This is a genomic window from Microbulbifer aggregans (assembly GCF_020524005.1).
GTDB lineage: Bacteria > Pseudomonadota > Gammaproteobacteria > Pseudomonadales > Cellvibrionaceae > Microbulbifer > Microbulbifer aggregans_A.
Genome location: NZ_JAIVKK010000004.1, coordinates 595,432 through 615,621 on the forward strand (window position 1 = coordinate 595,432; position 20,190 = coordinate 615,621).

Annotated in this window: 14 protein-coding genes; 4 read left to right on the top strand and 10 right to left on the bottom strand. The window is 54.1% G+C overall.

Going from position 1 to position 20,190, the window contains the following annotated elements:
- Positions 1 to 18: 18 nt before the first annotated feature.
- Positions 19 to 1,239 (bottom strand): multifunctional CCA addition/repair protein, encoded by a 1,221-nt coding sequence (locus LC093_RS10130; protein ID WP_226664661.1) that lies wholly within the window; start codon positions 1,237 to 1,239, stop codon positions 19 to 21.
- Between the two features lie 492 nt (positions 1,240 to 1,731).
- On the opposite strand from LC093_RS10130, the gene LC093_RS10135 reads away from it, so the two are divergent.
- On the top strand, positions 1,732 to 2,295 hold the full coding sequence (locus tag LC093_RS10135) for a helix-turn-helix domain-containing protein (protein ID WP_226664662.1): 564 nt from the start codon (positions 1,732 to 1,734) through the stop codon (positions 2,293 to 2,295).
- A 142-nt stretch (positions 2,296 to 2,437) separates the two neighbouring features.
- On the opposite strand, the gene LC093_RS10140 is transcribed toward LC093_RS10135, so the two are convergent.
- The 3 genes from LC093_RS10140 to LC093_RS10150 form a co-directional block, all read right to left on the bottom strand.
- On the bottom strand, positions 2,438 to 4,000 hold the full coding sequence (locus LC093_RS10140) for a SpoVR family protein (protein ID WP_226664663.1): 1,563 nt from the start codon (positions 3,998 to 4,000) through the stop codon (positions 2,438 to 2,440).
- Positions 4,000 to 5,280, bottom strand: coding sequence for a YeaH/YhbH family protein (locus LC093_RS10145; protein ID WP_226664664.1), 1,281 nt, complete (start codon positions 5,278 to 5,280; stop codon positions 4,000 to 4,002). Before LC093_RS10145 ends, LC093_RS10140 begins: the two co-directional genes overlap by 1 nt.
- A gap of 82 nt (positions 5,281 to 5,362) precedes the next feature.
- On the bottom strand, positions 5,363 to 7,285 hold the full coding sequence (locus LC093_RS10150) for a PrkA family serine protein kinase (protein WP_226664665.1): 1,923 nt from the start codon (positions 7,283 to 7,285) through the stop codon (positions 5,363 to 5,365).
- A 393-nt stretch (positions 7,286 to 7,678) separates the two neighbouring features.
- Here LC093_RS10150 and galE point away from each other — a divergent pair, with 393 nt between their 5' ends.
- From galE to LC093_RS10160, 3 genes are all read left to right on the top strand, one after another.
- A complete protein-coding gene (galE, locus tag LC093_RS10155; protein WP_226664666.1) occupies positions 7,679 to 8,701 on the top strand; it encodes a UDP-glucose 4-epimerase GalE in 1,023 nt (340 codons plus the stop codon).
- 164 nt (positions 8,702 to 8,865) lie between these two features.
- Positions 8,866 to 9,189, top strand: coding sequence for a TauD/TfdA family dioxygenase (locus LC093_RS20355; RefSeq protein WP_264192972.1), 324 nt, complete (start codon positions 8,866 to 8,868; stop codon positions 9,187 to 9,189).
- Positions 9,161 to 9,853 carry a TauD/TfdA family dioxygenase gene (locus LC093_RS10160; protein ID WP_264192973.1) on the top strand — a complete coding sequence of 231 codons (693 nt, stop codon included), beginning with the start codon at positions 9,161 to 9,163 and terminating at the stop codon, positions 9,851 to 9,853. Before LC093_RS20355 ends, LC093_RS10160 begins: the two co-directional genes overlap by 29 nt.
- Here LC093_RS10160 and LC093_RS10165 read toward each other — a convergent pair.
- The 6 genes from LC093_RS10165 to LC093_RS10190 all read right to left on the bottom strand — a co-directional run bounded on the left by LC093_RS10165 (position 9,840) and on the right by LC093_RS10190 (position 20,179).
- Positions 9,840 to 13,094 carry a phosphopantetheine-binding protein gene (locus tag LC093_RS10165; RefSeq protein WP_226664667.1) on the bottom strand — a complete coding sequence of 1,085 codons (3,255 nt, stop codon included), beginning with the start codon at positions 13,092 to 13,094 and terminating at the stop codon, positions 9,840 to 9,842. The genes LC093_RS10160 and LC093_RS10165 overlap by 14 nt on opposite strands.
- Before the next feature lie 300 nt (positions 13,095 to 13,394).
- Positions 13,395 to 14,225 (bottom strand): symmetrical bis(5'-nucleosyl)-tetraphosphatase, encoded by an 831-nt coding sequence (locus LC093_RS10170; RefSeq protein WP_226664668.1) that lies wholly within the window; start codon positions 14,223 to 14,225, stop codon positions 13,395 to 13,397.
- An 11-nt stretch (positions 14,226 to 14,236) separates the two neighbouring features.
- Entirely contained in the window at positions 14,237 to 15,058 is an 822-nt protein-coding gene (gene rsmA, locus LC093_RS10175) for a 16S rRNA (adenine(1518)-N(6)/adenine(1519)-N(6))-dimethyltransferase RsmA (RefSeq protein WP_226664669.1), read from the bottom strand.
- 47 nt (positions 15,059 to 15,105) lie between these two features.
- A complete protein-coding gene (gene pdxA / locus LC093_RS10180; RefSeq protein WP_226664670.1) occupies positions 15,106 to 16,101 on the bottom strand; it encodes a 4-hydroxythreonine-4-phosphate dehydrogenase PdxA in 996 nt (331 codons plus the stop codon).
- Entirely contained in the window at positions 16,098 to 17,468 is a 1,371-nt protein-coding gene (locus tag LC093_RS10185) for a peptidylprolyl isomerase (RefSeq protein WP_226664671.1), read from the bottom strand. The genes pdxA and LC093_RS10185 overlap by 4 nt, the downstream gene beginning before the upstream one ends.
- The gene (locus LC093_RS10190; RefSeq protein ID WP_226664672.1) at positions 17,468 to 20,179 is read right to left on the bottom strand and encodes an LPS-assembly protein LptD; all 2,712 of its coding nucleotides are present in this window, start codon (positions 20,177 to 20,179) and stop codon (positions 17,468 to 17,470) included. The genes LC093_RS10185 and LC093_RS10190 overlap by 1 nt, the downstream gene beginning before the upstream one ends.
- Between the last annotated feature and the right edge of the window lie 11 nt (positions 20,180 to 20,190).

Sequence of the window (20,190 nt, forward strand, 5' to 3'; positions counted from 1 at the left end):
GTTCTGCGTGGTGCAGGGTTAAGCGCGATAAGTACTTTTCAGCCGGGATACTGCCTGGATGCGTGCGCGATCCAGTGCTTTGCCGAGTTCGGCGCCCTCAAAGCCCTCATCAATCAGTGCTTTGGGGCTTACGTCAGCCGCAGCACAGCGGGCCGCACGTAAATAGTCCGCCTGGGGATAATCCCGATCTTCCAGCCCCAGTCGCCCACGGGCATCGGCCTCACAGCTTAACAGGAACTGTTCAAACTTTTCCGGATTGCGCAGGGCGTCCAATGCGCGGAGCAGTTTCATTACGGTATCCGGACGCAAATCGAATGCTTTGTGGCAGTGCAGGTGGTATTCGCATACACCAAGGGCCAGGGATTTTACCGGGTTCGGCACCCGTAGCCGTTCGCACACCGATTTGACCAGCGGCAGACCAGCGGTTTCGTGACCCCGATGGCTTGGGAGCACGTCGTCCGGCGTGACGCCTTTCCCCAGGTCGTGTACCAGGACCGCAAAGCGTACTGCCAGTTGCGGGCTGGCCTGGCGCAGAGCGCGCAGTACATGGTCCCCTGTATCCACCTCCGGATGGTGTTGCGGAGGTTGGGGTACGCCAAATAGACAATCTACTTCTGGAAGCAGGACCTCAAGTGCTCCGCATTCCCGCAGAACCTGAATGAATATGTCGGGGCGTGGTTCCAGCAGCGCGCGACTGACTTCCTTCCATACCCGCTCGGCAACGAGATGCTCGACTTCCCCTGCATCTACCATGGTGCGCATCAGCGTCTTGGTTTCCGGAGCAATGGAAAATCCAAGAGGATGGTAACGGGCGGCAAACCGGGCGACGCGTAGAATCCTCAGGGGATCTTCGGCAAATGCCGGGGAAACATGCCGCAGTAAGCGCGCTTCAAGGTCTGGCTGGCCGCCGTATGGATCGATGATTTGACCGTCTTCGGTTTCCGCCATGGCGTTAACGGTGAGGTCTCGACGCAGAAGATCCTGCTCAAGGGTGACATCCGGGCTGGCAAAGACGGTGAAGCCGCTATACCCATGCCCACTTTTGCGTTCGGTACGTGCGAGCGCATGCTCCTCCCCGGTTTCCGGGTGCAGGAATACCGGGAAGTCTTTACCCACCGGGCGGTAGCCAAGCGACAGCATTTCGTCTTCAGTCGCCCCGACGACCACCCAGTCTCGTTCATGTATGGGGCGCTGGAGAAGTTTGTCGCGCACCGCGCCGCCTACTAAATAGGTTTTCACCGGAAGTCCTCCGGGAGTTGGTCTGGATTGACGTTGGTATAAAGAAGGGGGCCGGAAATTGCCATAAATCCGATGAACCTGGCTGTGTCGCGGCTGGGAGTCAGGGCGAAAGATAAAAAATGGAGGGGCCGGAAGATAAAAAAAAGGCCCCGAAAATACAAGGGGGCCCAGGGTCTTAGGGTATTCGTAAAGAGTTGAAGCTCAACAAGCTCGTGTGCGCCAAGAGGCTAGGTTCGCAGCAAATAGACCTGAGTTGCTGCGTAATCTCATCGGATAGACGCAACTTGCTGGTGAATCGGTGACCAACCAGCAACTTGGTGACTATTCTATTTTACCTGTCATACCTGTCAACCATGGATATTAAGATTTTATTGAGGGGTGTGCCGTGTCGTTCGTTAAACATATATGGGCGTAGTATTTGCACCTGTTTTTTTGCTTTAATGCAGAATAATCGATAAATAAAAGCGCGATTCGTGGGGGAAAGTAATAATTATGAGCGAAGTGAACGTGCTAACCACCGGGGAAGCGGCCCGGTATTGCGGGGTCAATTTCCGCACGGTAATCCGCTGGATTGAGCGGGGACAATTGAAAGCCTATAAACTTCCGGGGCGAGGTGATCACCGGATTTGTGTGGAAGATTTTGTCAGTTTCCTGCGGGATAACGCCATGCCGGTTCCGGCTGAGCTTGCGGCGGCGAGTCGCAAGGTTCTGCTGGTTTCTGGTGCTCCAGAACTGGTAGCCAGTCGTCAGGCCCTCCAGCAGGCGGGATTTGAAGTGGACCTGGCAACCGACAGCTTTTCTGCAGGCGCGCTGCTGGTAAGCGGTAAGCCTGCATTATTGGTTCTGGATGCCAATCTGGCGGGAATTGAGGGATTCCAGATTCTGGATATGGTCCGCTCGCGCAGCGAGTTTTCTTCCGTAGCTACGTTGGTCGTGGCCCCGGAAGGTGAGGCGGATCAGCAGCGCTGGGTTACCGCCGGTGCCGATGCGGTAGTGCCTGCGAATTGTGATCGCAATGCACTGCTGGCTCGGGTGAACCTGCTGCTGGACCTGTAAGAGCGGCCAGGGATTTGGGAAGCGTAGCGCCATTCATGGGGCGCTTTACTTCCTGATGGCTATGTCTTCTGAACAATGCGGGCGCTGTGCCCGCATTGTCGTTTCGCATCGGCTGGATTTTTGATGGGTGGACGCCGGCGATTCAAATAGGTTTCGGCACCAGCATGTATTCCTCTTCTTCTGAACGATCTCTTCCCTGTTCCGGGCAGTGGAAGCTGGCTGTGACTTCATCGCCGTTGATACTGTGCAAGTGGACATCAAAACCCCACAGGCGGTGTAAATGACGCATGACCTCAGAAGTGTCGCGCCCGAGGGGACGGCGCTGGTGCTGGGTGTGATGCAGCGTCAGTGAGCGGTCGCCCCGGGTGTCTACTGAAAAGACCTGGATATTCGGTTCGCGGTTACCAAGATTGTATTGCCCTGCGAGTTTGGCACGGAGTTCCCGATATCCATCTTCGTTGTGAATCGCATTGACCACTATCTCTTTTTCACGATCATCATCCGATATACAGAATAACTTCATATCCCGCATCACTTTTGGGGATAAAAACTGCAGGATAAAGCTTTCGTCCTTGAAGTCTCTCATGGCGAATTGCAGAGTTTCTTTCCAGTTACTACCGGCTATCTCCGGGAACCAGGCCCTGTCTTCCTCAGTCGGGCTTTCACAGATTCGACGCAAATCGGTAAAGATATTAAACCCGAGTGTGTAAGGGTTAATACCGTTGTAGTAGGGGCTATCGTAGGATGGCTGATAGATCACGCTGGTATGGCTTTGAAGGAATTCCATCATAAAGCCATCAGTAACTTTTCCCTGCTGGTAAAGCTCATTTAGCAGTGTGTAGTGCCAGAATGTGGCCCACCCCTCGTTCATTACCTGGGTCTGGCGCTGTGGATAAAAATACTGTGCCATCTTGCGAACGATACGAACCAGTTCCCGCTGCCAATTTTCCAGAAGCGGTGCATTTTTTTCGATGAAATAAAGAATGTTTTCCTGAGGTTCTTCGGGGAATCGCTTGACGGGTGCCTGCTCATTGCCATCGTTCAATTTCGGGATGGTGCGCCACAGGTCGTTCAATTGCCGCTGTCGGTACTCTTCGCGTTCTTTTTGTCGGCGCTCTTCTTCGTGGGCTGAGATTGGGTAGGGACGCTTGTAGCGATCCACGCCATAGTTCATCAACGCATGGCAGGAATCCAGTAGCGCCTCAACTTCAGCAACTCCGTGGCGCTCTTCGCAGCGCGCAATATAGTTTTTAGCGAACAGCAGGTAATCAATGATACTACTGGCATCTGTCCAGCTTCTGAACAGATAGTTTCCCTTGAAAAATGAATTGTGGCCATAACAGGCGTGGGCGATCACCAGGGCCTGCATCGCCATGGTGTTTTCTTCCATGAGGTAAGCAATGCAGGGGTTGGAATTAATTACGATTTCGTAGGCGAGCCCCATACGCCCGCGCTGGTAATTATTCTCCACGCTGATAAATTGCTTGCCGAAAGACCAGTGGTGGTAGCCGACCGGCATACCAACCGATGAGTACGCATCCATCATTTGCTCAGAGCAGATCACTTCAATCTGGTTGGGATAGGTGTCCAACCCGAATTCCTTGGCGATCCTTGCAATTTCTCTGTCGTACTCCTGAATCAGCTCAAATGTCCACTCAGATGTAGTGGAGATTGGCTGCTTGTTCTCTAGTGAGGTATCGAGCATCAGGCGGCCACCTTCTGGCTGAATAATTGGCGGAATACCGGATAGATATCCTGGATGTCGACGATCTGTTCCATTGCGAAATGCTCTGGAAACAGCTGTGCCACACTCTGATACTCTTCCCACAGTGCCTGATGATCGCGAGGGGTGATCTCCACATAGGAGTAGTACTGTACGTGGGGCATGATGTCGTCGATCAGGATCTTGTGGCAGGTGCTGGAGTCGTCATTCCAGTTGTCTCCGTCTGATGCCTGTGCGCCGTAGATATTCCATTCGCTATCCGGGTACCGGTCGCGCATGATGTCGCGCATCAATTTGAGTGCACTGGATACAATGGTTCCGCCTGTTTCGCGGGAATAAAAGAATTCCTGCTCGTCTACCTCTTTGGCACTGGTATGGTGGCGAATAAAGACGACTTCCGTATATTCATAGCTGCGCTGTAAAAACAGGTAGAGCAACAGGAAGAATCGCTTGGCCATATCTTTGGTGGCCTGATTCATTGAGCCTGATACGTCCATCAGGCAAAACATGACAGCCTTTGAACGCGGTCGGGGCTGGCGTACCAGCAGGTTATATTTGAGGTCAAAGTCATCGAGGAACGGAATTCGATTGACGCGATTCCTCAGATCCTCAATCTTCAGGCGTAACTGGTCAATAATCCTCTGGTCACTGAGCGCGGGATCTTTACTTTCTTCAAGTTCGAGCTCTTTTTCCAGTACTTTGAGGTTGCGGCGTTTACCTCCGGTCAATGCAATACGTCGAGCATTCGCTGCACGCATGGAGCGAACGACATTCAGGCGACCTGGTGTGCCTTCATTACTGATCCCTGCCCGCACAATCTGGAACGATTCGTTTCCTGCGAGCTTGCGCTTGACCATATTTGGCAGCTGCAAGCCTTCAAACATGAAGTCGAGAAATTCTTCCTGGGAGATCTGGAACACAAACTCGTCCATACCTTCCCCGCTGTCGCTGGCACCACTGCCGCCCGATCCGCTTCCCTGCCCCTGACCTGGGCGCGGAATTCTATCGCCGGTAACAAACTCCTTATTGCCAGGTAAAACCTGCTCCATATGACCGCCACGGCCGTTGGAGAATATGGGCTCATTCAAGTCGCGAGTAGGAATACTGATTTTTTCGCCTTTATCCATATCGGTGATGGACCGGCTATTCATGGCTTCGCCGACAGCTTTCTTGATATGGGCTTTGTAGCGCCGCAAAAAGCGTTGGCGATTAACGGTGCTTTTCTTTTTTCCGTTCAGACGACGGTCGATGATATAGCTCATAGTACTGCCTTAGACCTAGTGCATTCAGGTCGTTATATGGCGGCCACACGAGGTAGCCACCAATGGACTGGCTGGACCGGGATTACTGAGATTTGCGTACTCTCAGATACCATTCTGAAAGCAGCCGTACCTGCTTCTCGGTATATCCACGCTCAACCATGCGGGCAACAAAATCAGCATGCTTTTTCTGGTCGTCCGCAGAGGCTTTGGTATTGAAAGAAATAACCGGGAGCAGGTCTTCGGTATTCGAGAACATTTTCTTCTCGATGACCGCGCGAAGTTTTTCATACGAGCGCCAGTCCGGATTTTTGCCCTGATTACCGGCGCGGGCACGAAGTACGAAGTTGACAATTTCGTTGCGGAAGTCTTTCGGGTTGGAAATTCCGGCGGGCTTTTCGGTTTTTTCCAGTTCTTCGTTGAGGGCGGCGCGATCAAGGATTTCCCCGGTCTCGGGGTCCCGATACTCCTGGTCCTGGATCCAGAAGTCAGCATACGTGACGTAACGGTCAAAAAGATTCTGGCCGTATTCCGCATAGGATTCCAGGTATGCGGTCTGGATTTCCTTGCCGATGAATTCAACATAGCGAGGAGCCAGATATTCCTTGATAAAGCCGAGGTAGTTTTCCTGTATTTCAGGTTGGAACTGCTCCTGCTCAATCTGCTGTTCCAGTACATAGAGCAGGTGTACCGGGTTTGCCGCCACTTCGGTTGGATCGAAGTTGAACACTTTTGATAGGATTTTGAAGGCAAAGCGGGTGGATAGGCCATTCATGCCCTCATCGACACCGGCGTTATCGCGGTACTCCTGGATAGTTTTGGCTTTAGGATCCGTGTCTTTCAGGTTCTCGCCATCATAAACCCGCATCTTTGAAAAAATGCTGGAGTTTTCCGGGTTCTTGACTCGGGACAGTACGGAAAACTGCGCGAGCATACGAAGCGTATCCGGTGCACAGGGTGCTTTCGAGAGTGAGCTGTGCTCGAGCAGCTTGTCGTAAATCTTGATCTCTTCTTTTACGCGAAGGCAGTAAGGCACCTTAACGATATAGATGCGGTCCAGGAATGCCTCGTTGTTGCGATTGTTGCGGAACGATTGCCACTCGGATTCATTCGAGTGGGCAAGGATGATCCCGTTGAACGGAATGGCTCCCAGCCCTTCGGTACTGTTGTAGTTGCCCTCTTGTGTGGCGGTGAGCAGCGGGTGCAGCACCTTTATGGGGGCCTTGAACATCTCAACAAACTCCATCAGCCCCTGGTTGGACCGACACAGACTGCCGGAAAAACTGTAGGCATCCGGGTCGTTCTGCGGATGGTCCTCGAGTTTACGAATATCAACTTTACCAACGAGTGAGGAAATGTCCTGGTTGTTTTCATCGCCTGGCTCCGTCTTGGCGATGGCGATCTGATCCAGGATAGATGGACGAATTTTTACAACTCTGAACTTGCTGATGTCACCCTTGTATTCGTGCAGGCGTTTAACAGCCCAAGGAGACATAATTGTATTCACGTAGCGGCGGGGAATACCGTAATCTTCCTCCAGAATCTGGCCGTCTTCAGTGGGGGAAAAAAGCGCCAGAGGGGACTCAAAGACTGGGGAGCCCTTGATGGCATAGATAGGCAACTGCTCCATCAGCGCTTTTAGGCGCTCTGCGAGAGAGGATTTGCCGCCACCAACTGGACCCAACAGATAAAGAATCTGTTTCTTTTCTTCCAGGCCCTGGGCTGCATGACGGAAGAAGGAAACGATCTGTTCGATGGCTTCCTCCATGCCATAGAATTCATTGAACGCCTTATAGCGCTTGATAACCTTGTTGGAAAAAATGCGCGAGAGTCGCGGGTCGCGAGATGTATCTACGAGTTCAGCCTCGCCGATTGCCATGAGCATGCGTTCCGCAGGGGATGCGTAGGCGCTGCGATCATTTTTGCAGAGCTCCAGATATTCCTGGATAGTGAGTTCTTCCTCCTGAATCGACTCATAGCGTTCCAGGTAGTGGTTGAATATCGACATGTTGTACGACTCCCTATAGCGTACTGCGCCAGTTACGGGCCCCCTGCCGTGGAGTGCCATTTGCGCTGCAGCGTGGTGGTGATCGCGAATACATCCCGCAACGAATGCTGAAGAGCGCTGACGCGCGAGAACGCTATCTTTATTACCTATTGATTGTGCGACGGTATTGCTGTCGCACAGGGGACTGCTTTCAGTGCCCGCATCTTCAGGATAGCTATGGTTGCGAACTTCAATGTCGGTTAGGCTCAAGAAAGGTTGATATTGGCGCCTGTTTTGCGAATGGCTTCCAGCAGGTAAAATGCCTCGCATACCTAGCGTACGGGCTAAGGGAGCGTTTCGGATTCTTCCCAAGAGCGCCAAATACGACAAGAAATCTTAGAAATAAGGAAAATCATGAAAGTTGTAGTCACTGGCGGTGCCGGATATATCGGCAGTCACACCTGTGTAGAGCTACTTGAAGCTGGGTTAGAGCCCATTGTGATCGACAATCTCTGTAACAGTAGTGCCGAGTCTTTGCAGCGCGTTGAAGCCATTACCGGTAAGCCGGTTACCCTGCATCAAGTGGATATTCAGGATAGGGAGGGTTTGCGCGATATTTTCCGTCAGTATGACGTTTCAGCGGTGATCCATTTTGCTGGTTTGAAGGCCGTTGGTGAATCGGTTTCCCAGCCGCTGCGCTATTACCAGAATAATGTTGCAGGAACATTGGTGTTATGCGAAGTCATGGAGGAGTTCGGTGTTCGCCAGCTAATTTTCAGCTCTTCAGCCACAGTGTATGGGGATCCCGCCAGTGTACCGATTCGTGAGGATTTCCCTACCGGGGCAACGAACCCGTACGGCGCCAGCAAGTTGATGGTCGAAGACATTCTGCGTGATCTCTGCAAGGCGCCGGGCAATGAGTGGAAGGTGAGCCTATTGCGCTACTTCAATCCTATCGGGGCCCATGAGAGCGGCAATATTGGCGAAGATCCGTCGGGCATCCCCAACAACCTGCTCCCCTATGTTGCCCAAGTGGCAGTTGGTCGTTTGCCTCAGTTACAAGTATTTGGCGAAGACTATCCGACGCCGGATGGTACCGGTGTAAGGGATTATATCCATGTGGTAGATCTCGCTCGCGGGCATTTGGCGGCGCTGAATAAACTCCAGCAAGAAACTACGGAAGCGGGCTGTTATACCTATAACCTGGGTACTGGTCGTGGCAGCTCGGTGTTGGAAATCGTGCGAGCATTCTCCGAAGTTTCCGGAAAAGAAATTCCCTATAAGGTGGTTCCCCGCCGCCCTGGGGATATTGCCGAGTGCTATGCAGATCCGGAGCACGCAGAGCGCGAGTTGGATTGGAGTGCAAGGTTTGACCTGAAACGCATGGTTGAAGATACGTGGCGTTGGCAATCTAAAAACCCTAATGGGTATAGTTAAGTTTACATTTTTTCTATTGCCTGGAATGGTTAGAGCGGTTAACAAAAAAGATCAGTTTCTGGCTGATGCACTTAAAGAGTGTATAGAATGTCTTGGCTAGGTCTGGATTTTTCACTATAAGCAAAATATCGAAAGTTTAAACAACCAACATGGAGGCTGGGGGTATGGATGAGGGGCTTAAGTTTGGGATGATGGAGGGAAGTTACTTCCCTCTTGTAGTAACACATGATAATCCTTCGTTTGATATTGTCGGGTGGGCGAAAAGCAATCAGGATGAGATTCGGGAGTACCTGAATAAGCACGGAGCGGTTCTGTTTCGTGGATTCGATATCAGTAATGTAGAGGAATTTGAACGGCTTGCTGTTGCGTCGACCAATGCGGATTGGGTTCCATATCTGGAGGCGACCTCTCCCAGAGATCACGTCCAAAGCCGTACATCAACGTCGACTCGCTATCAGAATGACCGCACGATTTTTTTTTCACAATGAAAAATCTTATTCCGGAGAATGGCCGTACAACCTGTTTTTTTACTGCGATGTGGAGCCTCAGGTTGGCGGCGAAACGCCGTTGTCTGACTGTCGGCAGCTATATCTGGATATCCCGGAAGACATCCGCGAAAAATTTGAACGTAAAAAGCTCAAGTATGTGCGGAAGTTCAGCAACAATATGGGGATTCCCTGGAAGCAGGCGTTCAATGTTGAGACTCGGGAGGATATGGAAAAGTTTTGTCGAGATAACTACATCGAAGACCTGCAGTGGTCAGAAGATGGTACCCCAGTTATTTCATATGTCCGTAATACAGCGATTGAACATCCGGTGACCGGTGAGCGGGTCTGGTTTAACCATGGAACCTTCTTCAATGTGCATTCTCTTGAGCCTGAGCTAAAGGAGTTTTTTCTTGAGACCGTTGGGCAGGAGGGGCTTCCCTACAATACGTACTATGGTGATGGTGAGGAAATCGAGGAGGAAGTTATCGAAGTCTTGCGTTACCTGTACGAAAAGAATTCATACTCCTTCAAGTGGCAGAAGAAAGATGTGATTCTGATCGATAATATGTTGCTGTCTCACGGTCGCCGTCCATTTGAAGGCGACCGGAGTATTCTCGTAACCATGACCGGTCGAGTGGACTACGCCGAGGTTAGCTCGGTTTAACGTTACTGGCCAAAGGTATAGAAGGTGTCACTGCGGGGGTAGTGACACCTGAACCAAAGTAAATAGCGTAGAGTTTTTGTCCCATATATAGTGACAAGGCAAAAAATGCGGTCATAGATATGGCGAGTCCCATCGGTGCACCCAAAGCCGTAATAAGCTGGGCAGTAGGGCGCACCAGCTCATGCCCGATAAACAGTGGGAAGGCCAGTATTCCTACGACAGATAATATCCTAAGAATTGAATCTGCAATCCCGTCTTCGCTGGACTTCTTGCGGCACAGGTAGTTATAGATGCCAACGGTGCCCAGCAGGATGCAGCCCAAATAGAATGGCCAGGTCCAAAGGTACAGCCCTTTAGGCCAGTCGAACCAGCGGACATATTCACCGGTCTCCAAGGATATTATTATCGAGAGAAGTACGAGAAGAGCGCCCGAATGGGCGTAGGGGGCGAGTGAGTCGCCGCGTTCGATGGAGTGCTTTAGTGCATTGCCTATGGCTGCGCCTGCCAGTACGCCGGCGGACATTTCTAGATAGTTGTATTTCGCCGTGAGCAGAAGGATCCAAGGTTGAATAAGTGCATTGCTGGATGGTGTTATTTCAGTAGCGTCTATGGCGAGATGGCAAAAATAAAAGACACATGCAACGGTGAGGCAGGTCATGCTGAATGCACTGAATAGCCTAAGTACGCGTAGCCAAAGTGGGATACTGATAACCGCGAATAGGTAGTAAAAAATTACCGAGTAGTATGCGTTGGAAACATCAAGCGAGCTAACTTCTACGTCTTGCAATATGAGGTTGGATACGCGCACAAGGGCGAGTGCGGTCATACCGGCGATGAGCAATAGGACATTACGGATTGCAAGCTTATCCACAGATCTCCGATTTTTGTCAAACCGCGGCAGCATGAAGAAACCAATGCCAGCACCAAAGACAATCGCAAAGCCTGGCGTCCCGGAGCTGTAAACAGGAGCCAGGTAGCGGTTTAATTGGCCCGCCAATGCGGGTAGCCGGTCAATGACGCCGGGGACCCAGTGCGCGGCAATATTCATGAGAACCAACAGGCCCCGCATAGCATTCAAAGCCAAACTCGCGGACGCCATCGGAGTTCGGAAATTTTCGCTGATCTCTGGAGATACAGCTTTGCTATCGTTGGCCGGAGGGGTAGCGGTGGAATTTTTTGGACTCTCTGATGTATAAGAGTTTCTTTTGTTGGCAAATTCCGGATCAGTGTCCAGGATTTGCCGGATACTCATGCCTTCAAAAATTTTTCTGCAGGTAGTCCGTTCCAAGCCTGCGGCTTCCATACGAATGGTGACGCGAATGGCGGAGAGTGAGTCGCCACCGAGGTCGAAAAAATTATCGTCCAGTCCTATATTGTCGATCTTCAGTGCATCTTGCCAGATCTCGATCAATTGAGTTTCCATTACATGAGGTTGTGTACTTGTATCCTGTGCGGATACTTCCCTCAGATCTGACGGTGCGTCGCGGCCTTCGGTTTGGCTGACGATCTGCTTAATGGTGAAACCCTGAAAAATTTTTTTACAGGTCTCTTTAGGGACTCCCGCTTTCTCCATGCGGAGTGCGACGCGGATGGCGGAAAGTGAATCGCCTCCCAGGCCGAAAAAAGTTTCGTTTTCGCCTACCTGATCCAGCTTTAATACATCTTGCCAGATAGCGATAAGGTCTTTGGCAAGTGTGTTTTCGGGGGCGGACTGGGATTTTGGGGCGGCAGCCGTATCGCTTTCCATGGATTCGAGTATTTGAGAAATACTGAGCCCAGAGAAGATTTTTCGTGACACTTCCCGCGGGATGCCAGATTTTTCCATACGAGTGGCGACGCGAATCGCAGATAGGGAATCACCGCCGAGGTCAAAGAAGTTATCCTGGGCACATATCGGGTGTACCTTCAGAACCTCTTCCCAGATCGCGATCAGGCGCTTTTCGCTTGGCGTGCTCTCATTCTTGCCTTCTGCATTGCTCGCGCGTATCGAAGATGATCCACCGAGTGCGCCGGAACTTGCGAGTTTTGTCAGTTCTTTTCGCTTGACCTTGCCGGTGCTGGTTTGGGGAAATGATTCAACATTGAATAGTGGCCAGCTGGAACCTCTAACTCCGGATTCAGCCAGTATCTGTCGAAAAGCATCGGCTAGAAGTCGATTTGGGCATTTGCATTGGTTTGATATTGCGAGGGCGGGCTGATCGCCGAGGTCTGCGTGGGCAAGTTTAAATATCGCGATACCCGTTTTTAGGCTAAGTCGCTTCAGGAGTGCTTGTTCCAGACTGTCTGGGGAAAGTTTGATTCCCCCGCAGTTGATCAGGTCGTCCATTCGGCCATCGAAATACAAAAGCCCGTCGACTTCGTGCCCCTGGTCATTGGTAGTGAACCAGCCATCGCTGTCTACCAGGGGTTCCTTTTGGCCATCAATCAGGATCGCGCTGGCTATGTGAGGACCGCGAATCTGGATTGCGCCAGTCGTACTGATTCTTAGCTCCACGCCGTTAGAGGACGTGCCGACGGATTCAAGTTGTTCCTCTGGTGTCGTATCGACGCGCAAGAATGTAGTACGCGAAGCCTCGGATAGGCCGTAGTGTTGTGCGATACACGCGTTAGGGAAAAGATTGCGTAGCTGTGATTTTTCTTCGGCGCTCATGTATTGACTGCCGATTTCTATCCAGCGCACTTTGTCGCCGACGTTATGTAGTAGTTGCGGGTTTTCCAGTATCAGGCGCCACAGCGAAGGGACGGCAGAGATTGCGTTTATTTCTCCCCGTTCCAGCATCTCCTGAATTTCAACGGGGTTGAAGCCATTCTCGGGAAGGTAGAACTCGCCCCCAATTTGGCTGACAGCCCGGCAGCGGCCGAAACCGAAAGAATAGTTTACCGGTATACCCACATACTCTCGGACAGAAGCATCCATCTCCATTACGGAAATGATCCGGTCGGTCGTGTTTTTGAGCGCCCGGTGTGATAGAAGCACGCCTTTGGGGAGTCCTTCTGTACCCGAGGTAAACAGTATCTGGGCGCCTTCTTCGGAGCGGTTGCCGGTATAGGCCGGCCCCTGATACCAACCAGATTCACTAGCGACGGTAAGCGTGCTTTGTATGTGAATGTTTGTTGCTTGCTGCGGATCCCAGTTGCTGGCGATGTTTACGAATAGACCGCCTCGATTCAATACCGTAAACGCATGGCGTACGTATTCCAGGGAGTTCTTGGCTTCCAGCCCTATGGCTTGCTCGATCATTTGACGGTCCTGTCGGATCTATTCGGTTTTTATGGTCAGTGGGTGTGCCGCAAAGCGGGCAGGGTATTAGGCCATCAACAGCAGCGTTGATTTCTGAGAAAGCTCGGAGCAGGAATGGAGTAGGAGAGGACGGTAATGTGACCCCTAAAATTAAAACAATCCCTGTTCAACGCAATGCAGGTCGCTATCATCGATGGCGCATGGCGCGAATTTCTTCAGAATCCGTTGTATTCGCGCCACACACCATTATTTACTGAAAAGAAGCAAAGAATCTAGCCCGAAGGTGTATCGCATCAGCGTTTAGAATGCGTCGGCACAGTCCGCACAATAAAAATTTTCATCATCGAGCCGCATAGCCGTCAAATAGCCACCCCAGACACAGCCGGTATCCAGGGCATAGACGTTTCTGGTGTTCGCCTCTCCTTCCAGGGCCGCCCAGTGTCCAAAAATGACCCTATCGTTTTTTGTTTTGCGTTGGTCAAAACTGAACCATGGACGGTAGTCGTGGTGGGCGGCCAGTGGTCCCTGCTTGGTGACCAGGTCCAGGGTGCCGTCGGCCTTGCAGAAGCGCATACGGGTAAAGTAGTTGGTGATAGAGCGCAGGCGTTCGACGCCTATCAGGTGGTCATTCCAAAGATGCGGCTCATTGCCATACATACCGAAGAAAAAGGCTTCGGCCATTGCTGGGTCCTGTAGTGCCCTGTGTACCTCGCCTGCGAGCTCCAGTGCCTTGCTCATACTCCAAATCGGCGGGATACCGGCATGCACCATGGAGAAATATTTGCCGGCCACTTTTTTGTGCACCATGAGCGGCTGCTTCTGCAGCCAGCCCAGCAGTTTGTCGGCGTCTTTCGCTCGCAGTACTTCAGCCAGGTCGTGTTCCTTGTCGGTCAGCCGTTTGGCACCGTGGGCCAGTGCCAGCAGGTGCAGGTCGTGATTGCCCAGTACGGCAGTGATCTGACTGCGATGCTCGTACAGGAAACGAAGTGTACCGAGGCTGTCGGGGCCGCGGTGAACCATGTCTCCGGCGAGCCAGAGCTTGTCCGTGTCAGGATTGAAGCGAACCTTTTTCAGCAGTCGTTGTAGAGGTTCCAGGCAGCCTTGTATGTCGCCGATTGCATAGGTAGCCACAATATCGTCCGTTATTTGTCGTCTGGTGCACTGGGTGGAATGAGGGCGGTGCAGAAGTCGGCGAGCTGCACGTATTCCTGCACGCTCAGAGTTTCCGGGCGTCGGCTGGTATCGACCGGCAGCTGCGTCATATCCAGATCGGGGAACAGTGGTTTTAGCGCGTTGCGCAGGGTTTTACGACGCTGCTGGAAGGCGACGCTGACGATACGCTCAAGCAGTTTTTCGTCTTGGGCGGGGTGCGGGAGTGTCTGGTGCGGGACCAGGCGGACAATGGCCGAATCAACTTTAGGCGCCGGGCGGAAGGACTGCGGAGGAACCGGGAACAGGCCCTGTACGCGGCAGTGGTACTGAGTCATCACACTCAGGCGGCCATAGGACTTGGCTCCGGGCACAGCGCTGAGGCGGTCCACCACTTCTTTTTGCAGCATAAAGTGCATGTCCTGCACTTTGCCGCGGAAGCTCAGCAGGTGGAACAGTAAAGGGGTGGAGATGTTGTAGGGCAGGTTGCCGACGATGCGCAGTTGCTCGTCGCCTTCTACCAGGCTACTGAAGTCGAATTTCAGTGCATCCTTTTCGATGATGGTGAAATCCGGGTAGTCGCGGAACTTGAACTGGAGCATCGGAATTAGGTCCCGGTCCAGCTCTACCGCGGTCAGCGACGGGCAGCGGTCCAGCAGCAGTGCGGTAATGGCACCCTGGCCCGGGCCGATTTCGACCAGTTTGTCGGATTCCTTCGGGCCAATGGCGCGGACGATACGCTCGATGATGTTTTCATCGACGAGGAAGTTCTGGCCGAAGCGCTTGCGCGCCTTGTGTTGGAAAAAATTGTCCATGTATTGGTTTGTTCGCCTGCAAGCAGGCTCCTACAGAAGAAGAGTCGTTAAATATGGCGCAGCTGAGCCAGGGTGATGGCCTGGCTCAGGGCGGCCTGGAGACTGCCGGTTTCGGCGATGCCCTGGCCGGCGATATTGAGCGCGGTACCGTGATCCACGGAGGTGCGGATAAACGGTAATCCTAGTGTGATATTGATGGCGCGCCCGAACCCCTTGAATTTTAACACCGGCAGCCCTTGATCGTGGTACATCGCAAGAACGGCATCACATCGGGCCAGTTGGGGCGGGGTAAACAGGGTGTCAGCCGGCAGTGGGCCAATCAGGTCCAGGCCCAGGGCGCGCAGGGTGTCCAGCGCGGGCTCAATGACCTCGATCTCTTCCCTTCCCAGGTGGCCGCCTTCACCCGCGTGGGGATTAAGCCCGCACACGCCGATACGCGGCCGCTCGATACGGAACTGATCCCGCAGGCTGCGATGCAGTATGGTCAGGACCTGTTGTAGTGATTCGCCGCTGATAGCAGCGCTGACGTCTTTCAGTGGCAGGTGGGTAGTGGCCAGGGCGACACGCAGGTCGTCGGCAGCCAGCATCATCACCACCTTCTCCACGCCCGCCTGTTCGGCAAAAAACTCCGTGTGACCGGAAAAGGGTACGCCTGCCTCGTTGATGATGCCCTTGTGTACAGGGCCGGTAACGACGGCATCGAACTCCCGTGACAGGCAGCCTGCTGCCGCGCGGCGCAGGGTTTCGAGTACATAGGGACCATTCGCGGGATCCAGGTGACCGGGGTTGGCAGCCTTGGTCAGAGCCACTGGAATGATATACAGGCTGTTTGCCGGCGTCGGCTCGGCGGGTGTGTCGGCGTGAAAGGGGATCAGCTTGAGTGGGAGCTTCAGGCGCTCTGCCGCCTGTGCCAGTAGTGCCGGGTCGGCAATTGCAATGACCTGGGCCGGGCCGGATTCTGACCCGGAGGCGGCCAGTTTGACCGCAAGCTCCGGACCAATACCGGCGGGTTCGCCGGGGGTAAAGGCAATACGAGGGATCATTGGCCTTGCTGTTCTTCGGCCTGCTTGGCGTCAGAGGCGGATGATTCGCCGATTTCTGGCAGTTTGATCTCTACGAACGCCTGGTCGCGGATCTCCTGGCGCCAGTTTTGTAGTTCTTCTTCATAGCGACGGTTGCGCAGCAGGTTGGCCGCCTGATTGCGAATGTACTGGTCGGTCATATCCTGCTGGCGACGGCCATCGACACGCAGCAGGTGCCAGCCAAACTGGCTGCGGAACGGCATGCTCATTTCGCCCACCGGAGTGTTGTTCATGGCCTGGGTAAACTCTGGCACGAACTGACCCGGGTTGGACCAGCCGAGGTCACCGCCCTGTAGCATGGTACCAATATCTTCGGAGTTCTCTCTGGCGGCGTCTTCGAATTTCAGGTCTCCGGATTCAATTTTACCGCGCAAGTCCATCAGCAGTTTGTAGGCGTCGTCGTCATTGCGGATGGCGGACGTCTTCACCAGGACGTGGCGCACCTTGGTTTGCTCGACCACCTGCTCGGAGGCGCCGCCGCGCTGATCGTGGATCTTCAGCAGGTGGAAACCTGCGTCACTGCGGAAAGGTTTGCTGGTATCGCCAACTTTCAGGTCGACCAGGGCATCGGCGAACAGGGTGGGGAGTTCCACGGTCTTGCGCCAGCCGAGATCGCCGCCCTGCAGTGCGTTTTGGCCGGAAGAGTTACTGATCGCCAGCGCTCTGAAATCTTGACCGCCAGTCGCTTTCTCATAAATGGATTCCGCCTTGGTGCGGGCCGCGGCGACTTCTTCCGCCGGTGCACTGGAACCCACGGCAATCAGGATATGGCCGAGCTGGTATTGGGGCGACTTCCAGAATTCCCCCTCTTTGGAGCGCAGGAAGTTATTGATGTCCTGGTCGGTGATCTGGATACGGCGGTTTACACTGCCCTGTTCTACCCGGCGAATGATCAGTTCGTGGCGGATCTGCTGGCGAAAGGCATTGTTGGAGATGCCGTCTGCCTCCAGTTTCTTCTGGAACTGTTCCGGGGAGAGTCCCATATTCTGCTGCACCCGGGCGATGGCCTGATCCAGCTCGCTGTCGGAAATGGTGACACCGGCGCGGGCGCCCATCTGCAGCTGCAGGCGCTCGACAATCAGTTGCTCCAGTACCTGACGGCGGAGGATGTCCATGGGGGGCGCCTGCACATTCTGCGCGGCGATCTGCTGAGCAATGGTATTGAGGCGTTGCTGCAGCTCGCTGGCCATCACCACGTCGTCGTCAACGACGGCAACCACGCGATCGAGTTTCTGTACCTGAGCCAGGGCTGGCACCGTAAATGCACACAGGGCGGCCAGGGTCAGCAGGCCGCGACGGGTGAAGTTGAACATCTGCATTATTGTCATCACTGTTTCAGTACTTCTCTCTGTTCAAAGTTGGCAATGCCCTGGCTGAGCATACGGGTAACCGAGCCTCCAAGGCCAGCCAGACCTTTCAACTGCAGTTCCAGGTAGATGCCCTCGTCGAATTCCAGCTCCTCGGGCGTTAAAACGTCTGCCAGGTCATTGTCGAGTCTGCGGCGCCATAGCACGCGGGTGCGATAGCAGCATGTGTCGTATTCGATCCCGGCCAGGTACTCCAGTTCCCGGTCAAAGGTAATATCGTAGTTTGCCCGTGCGAGCACGGACAGGCGGGTATTGATGGGCCAGGCGGCTGAAAGGTCGATCTGCTCCACCGGGCCGCGGGTCAGGTTACCGTCGTCGTCATATACCTCATCCACACGCAGGTAGCGGTAGCCCACGTTAAACAGGCGGAAGTCATCGTCCAGATAGCGCACGCTGAAATTACCGCGATCAATGGTGTTATCACTGTCGTCGTAGATCAGCTCGCTGCTGATGCGCAGAGCATTGGTTGGGCGGCTCTCCAGGCGCGCGGCGAATTCCGAGCGTGGCGCCTGCTCGACTTCTCCATTCAGTTCAATGCGAACGTCGTGGGAGTAGAAAATCTGGCCGGCACTGGCGGAAAACAGGTCGCGCCCACTTGTTGGATCGATAATACGCGAGGTCAGGCCCAGTGCGGCGCGATCCGCATCGTCGATGCGGTCGTGGCCATTGAAGCGGCTGTCGCGAAACAGCTGGTCATAGCTGAAGGTAAACAGTGACGTGTCAAACAGCAGGTCGTTGCCGCCGTCACTGGCCTGGGTGCTGACATTGAAGAAATCGCTTTGGTCCGCCTCGCTGCTGGCAAAAGCGAACAGGCGGGGCTCCAGGGTCTGGATATATTCGTGCCCAAAGAACTGTCCGTCGCGCTCGAAGAAAAGTCCGGTGTCTATGGACAGCTGGCCGGCGGAAGTTTCCGGGGTGTCCATCGTGGGGTCGGCGAGGAAGGTGTCGTCGAGTTCGTAGCCAAGGTAGATGCCGGTGACCCTGGGGTTGAAAAAGCCCCACAGCCATTGTTTATCCCAGCCAAAGCTGTAGTCAATACGGGTGCGCTTGGCATTGACGAAGTTACGGCTGCGCTCGATTACGCTGTCGGGGTCGTCCACATCGTCGATAAAACGAATGGTCTGCGTATCCGCGTGATCGAAGGCGGTGACCTCATGTTCCATCAGTAATTGCCAGTCGTCCCACTTGTAATTGCCGTTCACGTTCACGCGGGGTAACTGGCTATAGGTGTCAAAGCGGTCCTTGACCAGCTGCTGGTAATCCTGCGCACGCACGCGGGCTTGCCAGTGCTCGCTGACCAGGCTGGCCTCGGCCATTTGGCTGAGAGCGGTTTCCGCAGAAGCATTCACGTTCTGCGGCACCTTGATATCGGCGGTGTCGAGGTCGCGGAAGTAGTCCGGGTCGCTGACTTTGGCGTAGTCGATATTGGTGCGCCACAGGCCGCCATTGCCGCCTTTCTGGTTCAAATTGACGAACCAGCGATCCTCGCCCTTGGCGGGCAGTACCAGGTCTTCCGGGAAGCCTTCGCGGATCAGCTCGCGGGCGTCCTCGTCATCGCCACCCTTGTCGTTGGGGAGGCCGGCAAGGCGCAGCTCGGTATTGAACGATTGGCTCAGGTGGCGGGTTTCCAGCTCGAGACCGGTGCCGCGGTACTGGATGTAGCGCGGCGTAATGGTTGCGTCGAGTTGCGGGGCGATATTCCAGTAGTAGGGAATGGCGATATCCCAGCCATTGTCTTCATCGGTACTGATGCTCGGGAACAGGAAGCCGGACATCCGGTCACTGCCCACCGGAAAGCGCAGGTAGGGGAAGTAAAATACAGGGATATCGGCAATTTCGAGGCGCACATTGCGCGCGGTGCCCTGGCGCTCCACGTTGTCGATGGATATTTCGCCACCACTCATGCGCCAGAATACATCGTCTGGCTCACAGCGGGTATAGGTGCCCTGGGTCAGGATCAGCTCGCCGCTGGCTTCGCGGGAGGCGTGCTGCGCGCTGCCGTGTACATACTGGTCGTGCACCACATAGGTCGCGTCCTCGATGAAGGCGGCCTTGCTGTCGGTCTGGATTTCCGCGGCCTTGCCGCGCACCAACAGGTTGGGCTCGCGCATCTCGATGGCACCGCTCAGGTAAGCAGTGTTTTCGTCGCGGTTGACGTCCACCTGATCCGCGAACAATTGGCGGTAGCCCTGTGTAGCGTGGACATTACCCCTCAACTGCGCGGTGCCATCGTCCAGCCAGTTGGCGGAATCGGCGGTTGCCCGCAGTGGCGCCTCTTCCGGCAGCAGGTTGGCATCGGGGTAGTTTCGCGCCGGGGAAATAAAGGTGCCGCCACATACTGGTGGCAGCAGGCTGCGCTCTTCCGGCGTCAGTTGCGATTTGGGGAACCAATCCAGGTACAGGTAAGGATTTTCATCGGACTGGGGCGCAGGTACGGCTTCCTCGGCGGCGGCCCACAGAGGTTGCGCGGCAAGGAGTCCAATGACGAATGTACGGGGGCGCGACAATTGTCCTATTGCTAGCGCCAAGCGGCGCCAGTGGGCAGCTTCCAGCATCGAATGAATTGTTCCGGCTATCTTTAGAGTCTGTTCCGTTGGCGAGTTTGCGCAATTGCAGCCGCGGCTGCGCAGCCAGAATGCCCAGGTGTTGCCGGCGATGGTGACAAAATTCATTGAACCTGTGA